Origin of the sequence: Salinivibrio sp. MA440, assembly GCF_001996265.1 — a bacterium.
Lineage (GTDB): Bacteria > Pseudomonadota > Gammaproteobacteria > Enterobacterales > Vibrionaceae > Salinivibrio > Salinivibrio costicola.
In genome coordinates, this window is the sequence record NZ_MUFI01000070.1 from 1 (window position 1) to 8,798 (window position 8,798).

The 8,798-nt window shown below is 45.3% G+C and carries 9 protein-coding genes; 5 read left to right on the forward strand and 4 right to left on the reverse strand.

Translation table 11 applies throughout. The features are described from left to right. From BZG80_RS15090 to BZG80_RS15100, 3 genes are all read left to right on the forward strand, one after another. The coding region (locus BZG80_RS15090; protein WP_158011562.1) for a sulfatase-like hydrolase/transferase at positions 1–347 on the forward strand (347 nt) is incomplete at its 5' end. A gap of 7 nt (positions 348–354) precedes the next feature. Then, positions 355–729: a diacylglycerol kinase gene (locus tag BZG80_RS15095; protein WP_077679729.1), complete on the forward strand. Its 375-nt coding sequence runs from the start codon at positions 355–357 to the stop codon at positions 727–729. Positions 730–750: 21 nt separating this feature from the next. Beyond that, on the forward strand, positions 751–2,673 hold the full coding sequence (locus tag BZG80_RS15100; protein WP_241833919.1) for an LTA synthase family protein: 1,923 nt from the start codon (positions 751–753) through the stop codon (positions 2,671–2,673). A 77-nt stretch (positions 2,674–2,750) separates the two neighbouring features. On the opposite strand, the gene BZG80_RS15105 is transcribed toward BZG80_RS15100, so the two are convergent. From BZG80_RS15105 to BZG80_RS15115, 3 genes are all read right to left on the reverse strand, one after another. Then, entirely contained in the window at positions 2,751–3,938 is a 1,188-nt protein-coding gene (locus tag BZG80_RS15105; protein WP_077679731.1) for an acetate kinase, read from the reverse strand. Positions 3,939–4,080: 142 nt separating this feature from the next. Further along, entirely contained in the window at positions 4,081–4,467 is a 387-nt protein-coding gene (locus tag BZG80_RS15110; RefSeq protein WP_021024432.1) for a hypothetical protein, read from the reverse strand. A 330-nt stretch (positions 4,468–4,797) separates the two neighbouring features. Further along, positions 4,798–5,283 carry a TetR/AcrR family transcriptional regulator gene (locus tag BZG80_RS15115; protein ID WP_021024431.1) on the reverse strand — a complete coding sequence of 162 codons (486 nt, stop codon included), beginning with the start codon at positions 5,281–5,283 and terminating at the stop codon, positions 4,798–4,800. 366 nt (positions 5,284–5,649) lie between these two features. Here BZG80_RS15115 and BZG80_RS15120 point away from each other — a divergent pair, with 366 nt between their 5' ends. After that, positions 5,650–7,305 carry an AMP-binding protein gene (locus BZG80_RS15120; RefSeq protein ID WP_077460922.1) on the forward strand — a complete coding sequence of 552 codons (1,656 nt, stop codon included), beginning with the start codon at positions 5,650–5,652 and terminating at the stop codon, positions 7,303–7,305. A gap of 249 nt (positions 7,306–7,554) precedes the next feature. Continuing rightward, complete coding sequence (locus tag BZG80_RS15125) at positions 7,555–7,851, forward strand: DUF406 family protein (protein WP_021024429.1); 297 nt, start codon at positions 7,555–7,557, stop codon at positions 7,849–7,851. Between the two features lie 141 nt (positions 7,852–7,992). Here the strand turns inward: BZG80_RS15125 and BZG80_RS15130 are convergent, their stop codons facing one another. Continuing rightward, positions 7,993–8,607: a DNA-J related domain-containing protein gene (locus tag BZG80_RS15130; RefSeq protein ID WP_021024428.1), complete on the reverse strand. Its 615-nt coding sequence runs from the start codon at positions 8,605–8,607 to the stop codon at positions 7,993–7,995. Positions 8,608–8,798 lie beyond the last annotated feature (191 nt).

Here is an 8,798-nt window from a genome sequence, read left to right on the forward strand (position 1 = left end):
ATGTTATAAATAAAGTCATTACGGAGTTAAAAGATCTATCTTCTAAATATAACACTGCATTAATTTACGTCTCCGATCATGGTRAATCATTGGGAGAAAATGGCATTTACCTTCATGGATTACCTTATTCAATCGCACCAGATTTTCAAACTCATGTCCCGATGTTTTTCTGGGCTGATGACAACTTCTTAAAGGATAAAAAAGTCGACTCATCCTGTCTAAATAAAATAGCAGAAAGAAACACCTTCTCACATGACAATATTTTTCACTCATTACTAGGAATCATGGACATATCCACATCCGCATATCAAGAATCTAAAGATACTTTTTCACTTTGTCGTCAATAGGTAGAATATGAAGCCAGGCTATAAAGGCATGCAAAGGATTTTCAAGGCAACTGAGTTTTCAATCAAAGGTTTGAAAGCTGCGTGGAAGAATGAAGCAGCATTCCGTCAAGAAGTCGTGCTTGTCTTAATCCTAGTACCCTTTGCATTACTAATGTCCATTCCATTACTAACTAAACTCATCTTAATTGGGAGCTTATTGCTTATACTGATTGTCGAGCTAATTAATTCTGCCATTGAAGCAGTTGTTGACCGTGTAGGGAAAGAACACCATGAGCTAAGTGGTCAGGCCAAAGATATCGGATCAGCGGCCGTATTATTAACATTAATTCTTGCAGTAGTGACATGGTTAAGTGTCATAATAAATTTTATAATTCAGGGTTAAACGATGCAAGTCATAAAACTAATGAAACCAATTCTTATTTTCTTTCTATTAGCATTAGGATTTCTTAGTACTTTTCGGATTGGACTTTTAATCTGGCAGCAAGACAACATAAATCATTGGTCTGAATATTTTTATATTTTCACGCAAGGTATTCGCATAGATATAGCGACCCTCTGCTGGCTATATACCCTACCGGCATTTTTATTGGCACTGCTGCCAACCTCTGGAAAATTTGGTCGAGGATTTGTTTTTATACTGCGGATTTGGCTGGTCTGTGGATTAGTCGTGTTAGCTTATATGGAGTTTGCTACGCCTTCGTTTATTTTAGAATATAATCTAAGACCGAATCGGCTATTTCTAGAGTACTTGGTGTACCCCAAAGAAGTCTTTTCCATGCTTTGGAAAGGTTATAAATTACCTTTGTTCTTAGGACTCGCAGGAACAACATTGGTGGGTTTTTATAGCTGGCGGTTAAGCGGCAAGTTTACTGATACGGAAAACCAGCCACGCTGGTGGACACGGCCTATTCTTGCGGTGTGTGTGATTATTTTCGGTGTCATGGGAGCGCGCTCAACCCTGCAACACCGTCCACTGAACCCAGCACTTGTCGCCTTTTCAACTAATCCGCTACTAAATGATTTAGTCCTCAACTCTTCTTATTCGTTGGTCTTTGCCGCCAAATCCATGGCATCCGAGCGTAATGCTGAAGAATACTATGGAGATATGCCGCTGGAAGAAATCGTTTCTACGATTAAAGCTTATTCGCCATCAAGTACACATTATCTCGTGAATTCCGCATACCCAACGTTAAATACGAAGCAAGCGTTCGGTAAGGGTAAGAAAAATCTGGTCATCTTACTGCAAGAAAGTCTAGGCGCGCAGTTTGTTGGCGCGTTAGATGGGTTGCCGCTTACACCCAACTTAGATAATCTCATGAAACAAGGCTGGAATTTTACTCAAGCTTATGCAACAGGAACACGGTCGGTACGTGGTATCGAGGCGGTCACAACAGGTTTTACCCCGACACCCTCTCGTGCAGTAGTAAAGCTATCAAAAAGCCAAACTGGATTTTTTACTATCGCTGATGTACTGAAACAACAAGGCTATACAACACAATTTATCTATGGCGGCGAGAGTCATTTCGATAATATGAAGTCATTTTTTCTCGGTAATGGTTTTCAAGATATTGTCGATTTTTCTCAGTTCGATAACCCACAGTTTGTCGGTTCATGGGGCGTTTCAGATCAAGATTTATATAATATGGCTGACAAACAGTTTCGTTCGCTTCATCAAAAAGGCAAACCTTTTTTTAGTCTTGTTTTTACTAGTTCAAACCATTCGCCCTATGAGTACCCAGATGGACAAATTACACCTTACACTAAGGAAACAAATACACGTCTAAATACGGTAAAATACTCGGATCATGCACTCGGTGAGTTTTTTAACAAGGCTAAAAAATCAGACTATTGGGAAAACACCATCTTTTTGATCATTGCGGATCATGATTCACGCGCCTATGGCGATGATCCGATCCCCGTTAGCCGTTTTCATATCCCAGCATTAATTATCGGCAAAGATATTCCTAAACGCAAAGACTCTCGTTTAGTCAGTAGTTTAGATATGCCGCCGACGTTACTTTCATTGATCGGTATCGATGCGACAACACCCATGATAGGCCATGATTTAAACCGCGCCGTACCATCTGAATATCAACGTGCAATGATGCAGTTCGATAAAAACTTCGGTTATTTAACACGTGAATCACTGGTAGTGCTTCAGCCCAAAAAAGACCCAGTCGCCTATCAATATGATGTTGTAAAACAGGTACTCAGTCCGATCAAATTAAACCAAGAGGCGGTAGTGCGCGCAAAAGCACATGCGCTGTTGGGCGGGAAGCTATACAGGCAAGGATTATATCCATCAGGAACAAATAATCCGCGCTGACTTAGTAACATACCGCGAGCAAATAAAGGAACAGCGAGCAATAATACTCGCTGTTTCTATTCAGAGTAGGCTAAGATTCAGGCCATTGCCATGGCTTGCTGGGCAATCACCAGCTCTTCGTTGGTTGGGATCACCAATGCGAGCGGTGAATCTTGTGTTGTGATTTGTCCTGCGGCACCGAACCGAGCGGCGGCGTTGGCGTCGGCATCTGATTGATAACCGAAAATCGCGAGTTCTTTTAGGATCATCTCACGGACTGGCAGTGAGTTTTCGCCAATTCCACCTGTGAAAACAATCGCATCCAGGCGGGATAACGGCACCATGTAACTTGCGATGAATTTCGCAACGCGATAAGCAAACATTTCCAGCGCGAGTTGCGCACCTCTGTGGCCTTCTTCCGCGGCTTCAACCAGCCCACGACAATCATTAGTGAGCTCAGACACACCAAGAAGCCCTGCTTTATCGATCAGCTCATGGTGGATTTGATCCATGCTGAGCCCTTTTTTCAATAAAAACTCTAGAATAGATGGGTCGATATCACCACAGCGAGTGCCCATCATCAAACCGGCTAAAGGCGTAAAGCCCATGCTGGTATCGACACTTTGACCGTCTTTGACCGCACACAAAGAGGCACCGTTACCAAGGTGTACGGTGATGACGTTGGTTTGTTCAGGCGCTTGATTAAGCCATTTTGCCGCTTCACGACTTACGTAATAATGGCTGGTGCCATGAAAACCATAGCGACGAATGCTATAATCATTATAGAGCTGACGCGAGATCGCGTAGTGATACGCTTTTTCCGGCATGGTTTGATGGAATGCTGTGTCGAAAACCGCGACTTGAGGAAGGTTGGGGAAGGCTTTACGCGCGGCATTAATACCAACGACATGAGCGGGGTTGTGCAGTGGCGCCAGGGATTTCAAGGCATCGATCTGTGCAAGTACGGCATCATCGATAAGCGTCGCCTGACTGAAGGTTTCGCCACCATGGACCACTCGGTGCCCAACAGCTTGTAATTTATCACTGAGTTGGTTGTTTTCGATAAGGCCCACAATAATGTCCATGGCCTCTTGATGGTGGTCGCTTCCTGCACTCAATGTCTTTTCAGTTTTGTTACCGTCGACTTTCCAGCTCATGCATGCGTCATCACGACCAAAACACTCTCCGGCGCCTGAAATCACAGCATCGCCTGTTTGCGCGTCCATCAGTGCAAACTTTAAAGACGAACTGCCTGAATTTATAACGAGTACCAGTGCATCACTCATAGGTTTACCTTATTGGCAGAATTGGGATCGCGACTTGCGGCCGCCACCCTATTATTAAAATATTTTTGAATAATTCAACTATCGTTATAGTGATAGCATAATTGCCCAACAATTTACTGCGTAAGATCAAGCTAAGTGCGCATCAACTAGGCAAAAACAAGAATGACAAGTAACCGACGACCCCCATGGTGCTCATTACTAGCGACATAATCGTGACGACTTTGCGGTGCGCGCGAAGTGTCTCCATCATACGCAAAAGCAGGTTGGTCCTTGGTGGTATCACTCCAAGGCGGTGCGCATATTCATCCGCTTGCCGCTGATGGCCTTGCTCGCCCAATATATCGAGCAAATGTTGAACATGAGCCACCGAGCAGTGCCGCAGAACACCCATCGATTCCTCGATTGGCATTACGGTGAGTAGCTCGGCTTGCCGAGTTAATTCGTATTGTAAAAAGGCATTACGAGCCGCGACGATCTCGGAGGTTGAGAAAGTTGCAGTGTTATCAAAGGTGTTGTTCATTACCGTCATGGCGAATCTCCCGATTGGCAACAGGTAACGACCATCAACAACGTATAGCGCCTAAAAGGCAGCATTATGCGTTAGAGCGAGAGGAGAAAAATAAAGCAGGTGGGGCCAGCTATCAACAACGGCTGGTAAACTGGCAGAGACAATACCAACAGTCGCTATTTTTCTCCGTTTCGACTCGGAGGATGGTCGGTATTGTTCATAGTTATCTCCAAAAAATGTATTGCTTTGAAAGCGTGATCAATATAACAAAAAAGTTAAGCCCTGTCTGTCAGTTGGGCGTTAATTTTATCGCCGCGTCTGCTCGCTAACCTGACCGGACCCTCTATACAGTTACTTCGCATGCCCCTCACTTTTTTGACGGCACAGTAACAGGCTCGCACCTAATAATTGCGAAAAAGCGACGGTGAGATCCGTTTGCATACGCTGCTCACACTCTTTTTGTAATGCTTTTAGAATTCTAAACGCGGCACCATTGTCCGCTTTGCCACTAATCAGTAGATAGAAACAGAGTTTGAGCGTGGCTTTGAAGTCACCGTTTGCATGCATCGCCTGCATCCAACTGGTCATAAACGCATTAATGGTGCTGGTTGTATCAAGCGGCATGCGCAAGCTGTCGACGATAAACGGCTCCAACGCGACCATAAAATCTTGTTTTCGAGGAAAATGATGACTAATCCCGGTACGCGATACGCCGGTCGCCTCGCTTAGCGTGGTATACGACATTCCCTCATAGCCAAGCATTAATAATTGGTGTTTCGCCTCTGCTAGGATGAGCTCAATGGTCTGTTGCGTTTGCGCTTTACTCCGTTTAGGCATACGTAACCTGTTCTCCCGTCAATCGCCACTGTTGGCACAGTGCTGTAACGCGCGCCCGTTTGGCTCGCACTTGCGTCTGGCTCGCGATAAAGCCTAGCCCTTAGTAAAAATAGTACAGACTCACCAATAAAGCCTGACAGTAAACGTCTTATGTGAATACGGAGGCTGATCAAGCTTTTGCATTGGCTCCTGAAAATGGGGTGAAAAAACTGAAAAATCAGGCAAAAAACACCGCAAATAGTGTCATCAGTCATAATTTAGACAGTCGTTTAAATGATTATCTTGCGTATGGTGGCCGAGGATCCGTAAGTTAACATTATTATAACGTTTTAACGTATCTCCACGTTGCGACAATGAGGAAGTCCAATGTCACATATCAAACCACATGATCAGATCTTACGTTGGGCCGATGAGCGCCCAAACCATGTTTTTCTGCGCCAAATCCACGGGCGCCGCTTTCATGATTATACCTTTGCCGAGGTCGCCGAGCAGGCCCAGAAAATGGTAACAGCGCTCCGCGATATGGGGCTTAAGCCGGGTGACAAAATCGCACTGATATCAAAAAACTGTGCTGAGTGGTTTATCGCAGATTTAGCAATGATGATGGGAAGCTACATCAGTGTGCCCATATTTCCTACCGCGGGCACCGACACTATCGATCATGTCATTAACCATAGCGAATCGAAAGCAATGTTTGTGGGTAAATTAGATGACAGTAAAGCGCTAACGGCCTCGTTAGAAAGTCTGCCGAACCTAAAAACAATTGCCCTCCCTTATCCTACCGTAAACTGTCATTACGAATGGCACGATCTGATCGCCAACCACGCACCGTCAGACGAACGTCCTGTTCATCTTGATGGCGATCTCATGTCGCTGGTTTATACATCGGGCACCTCAGGGCCGCCTAAAGGAGCCATGTTAAGCTACGGCGGTTACTGCTGGTCTGCGCAACGGTTGATCGATCATATTGGTATCGAACCTGACGATCGTTTGTTCTCTTACCTACCACTGGCCCATATTACCGAGCGTGTATACATCATGGGGTCAGCCATTATGGGCGGGATCCCGACGGCATTTCCTGAATCACTCGATACTTTCATTGAAGATGTCAAAATGCATCGCCCAACCCTGTTTATTTCGGTCCCAAGGCTTTGGACCCTATTTCAACAACGAATCCAGGAGAAACTGCCGGACGGTAAGTTGAACCTACTGCTCCGTATTCCGTTAGTGAGTACGATCGTCAAAAATAAAGTCGCTAAAAACTTAGGCTTGGATCAAGCACGTGTATTGGGCTGTGGGTCCGCCCCTGTCGCGCCGGCATTGTTGGAGTGGTACCGCAAGATTGGTTTGAATGTCACCGAAGCGTGGGGCATGACCGAAAGTTATGCCTACAGCACCATTAATTATCCTTTCCGGGCCGATAAAATTGGTACCGTTGGCAATGCCGGCCCAGGGGTTGAAATCAAGATCGCAGACGACCAAGAAATCTTAGTAAAAAGCCAAGGACTGTTTAGCGGTTATTACAAAAATGAAGAAGCAACCAAAGAAACCTTGGTCGACGGTTGGTTGCATACTGGTGATTTAGGGGAGCTCGACAGCGATGGCTACCTCAGTATCTCAGGGCGCAAAAATGATACGTTCAAAACCGCCAAAGGTAAATTTGTCGCCCCTGTACCGATTGAAAAGCGCTTATTTGAATTATCAAACGCTGAAATGTTGTGCGTAATTGGCTCAGGCATGCCAGCACCGATTCTACTTGCGCTCCCACACCATTTCCCTCATTTTGATCGCGCTCGTTACGAGCGTCGAGTAAAAAAAGTGGTGGATACTATCAATGGTGAACTTGAGTCACACCAGCAAATTAAAGGTGTGTTGATGATTAAAGAACCATGGAGTATTGAGAACGGTAAACTGACACCGACCTTAAAAATTCGTCGCCATAAGCTGGAGCAGGAATACCACGATCTTGGCACTCACTGGCCAAAAGGCACGCTCGTGCAGTGGGAAGAAGACTTGCTATAGCTTCACCGGCGCCCCGTCAATCTATGCTGGGGCGCCGCAAGACAATACGATTAGCACCACCCCTTTCTTTTTTTCGATGCTATTTTTGATTGGTTCACCGGTAGTTTTTCCATCATTAATACAGAAAAGATATCAAAACCTGACCTATCTCAATGTGCCACAGGCATGTGTTTGCTAAAGATCGTACCACTGGTTTGCAGCCACGTCTTAAACGTGACGTCATTGGCTGCGTTTACGTAGGGGAACACCATGAAAGAGAACCAAACTGACGCTTGCGATGCTTGCGGTGTAAGTGCTGAGATTGGCTACATCATCTCAGAGGGCGATGATGTAGCAGAAGTCACCATTCAAGCCAACAGCCCTGAGGCGATAGCGGCGCGCTTCGAGCAGTATCTTGACTTGGCAAAGAGTATTAATCCTGCTGTGAAGCATGACTTTGATAGTCAGCACATTAAAAACGACGCACTGACGATTAAGATGCAATTTGAATGCAGTGCTGAAAAGCTGATTTTTGAACTGCGTAGCCGCAGTTTGAACAACGCCTAGGCGTTAAGAGAGCTTTAATAGCATGCAGGCGATTACGCAGGCTTGCTTCAAAAACACGAAGCAGGGTGAATATTCACTCACCCTGCTCATTATTTAACTATGATTCGAGCATCTTGGCTCAGTGAAAGCGCTCGCCGCCGGTTAAAGCCTTAAGCTCTGCCACGCTTCACACATTTCACGGAATGTTGTCGCATCACCCTCAGGGCGATCCGGATGCCATTTTAGGGCCATCTTCCGCCACTGGCGACGAATTTCATGTTCGCTCGCATTTTCGTCCAAACCTAACACGTTAAGTGCTTTGTTTCGCTCCAGCATCGCAGTCCCTGGCGTATCATTACCGATGTGGCGCTGGTAATGCTTCCAAAAAGAAGACAGCAATTCTTTGACATCATCTTGGCTAGCATCATAGTTGTTCCAGTCCATGTAGTAATCGCGTAATGGATCCTGGTAATCGATTTCTTTGGCCACAAAACCATGACCTCCCACACGCCATTGTAATTGAATATCCATGGATTCAACCTGCAACCATTGCTGGGGCAACAACATTTCTTGCAGTTGATATAGGGCGTTCATGATCAGGAAATTGCGTTTAAACAGATCAAGATGGGGGTCTTCATCGAGTTGCGCCATCATGGTATCTTTTCGCAACTCACCCAGCAGGTGATGCACTTTCCAACTTTGTCGTGTCGACTCTAAAATACTGAGTATCGGCCAAATCAGGGGGTTGTCTATTTCATCCCGTTTTTCAGCAAGCATGACGTTCGTCCTCTGTCACTGGCCAGCTATTTTAAACCGGCACGTCTTAGGTTTGGTCGTAAACCACCTTACTTAAGGTATAAACCAATTCTGAGTGTTTTGTGGTCATAATCGAAAAATTCATTGTTATTGGTCAGTATGCCGCCATTACAATGACACTTTCCGATTGCCGGTTAAAATCTAAGCATATC

Coding starts and splice junctions, on each gene's coding strand:
- BZG80_RS15110 (WP_021024432.1), bottom strand. CDS start 4,467: ATGACGGTAATGAACAACACCTTTGATAACACTGCAACTTTCTCAACC.
- BZG80_RS15125 (WP_021024429.1), top strand. CDS start 7,555: ATGAAAGAGAACCAAACTGACGCTTGCGATGCTTGCGGTGTAAGTGCT.
- BZG80_RS15120 (WP_077460922.1), top strand. CDS start 5,650: ATGTCACATATCAAACCACATGATCAGATCTTACGTTGGGCCGATGAG.
- BZG80_RS15105 (WP_077679731.1), bottom strand. CDS start 3,938: ATGAGTGATGCACTGGTACTCGTTATAAATTCAGGCAGTTCGTCTTTA.
- BZG80_RS15100 (WP_241833919.1), top strand. CDS start 751: ATGAAACCAATTCTTATTTTCTTTCTATTAGCATTAGGATTTCTTAGT.
- BZG80_RS15115 (WP_021024431.1), bottom strand. CDS start 5,283: ATGCCTAAACGGAGTAAAGCGCAAACGCAACAGACCATTGAGCTCATC.
- BZG80_RS15095 (WP_077679729.1), top strand. CDS start 355: ATGAAGCCAGGCTATAAAGGCATGCAAAGGATTTTCAAGGCAACTGAG.
- BZG80_RS15130 (WP_021024428.1), bottom strand. CDS start 8,607: ATGCTTGCTGAAAAACGGGATGAAATAGACAACCCCCTGATTTGGCCG.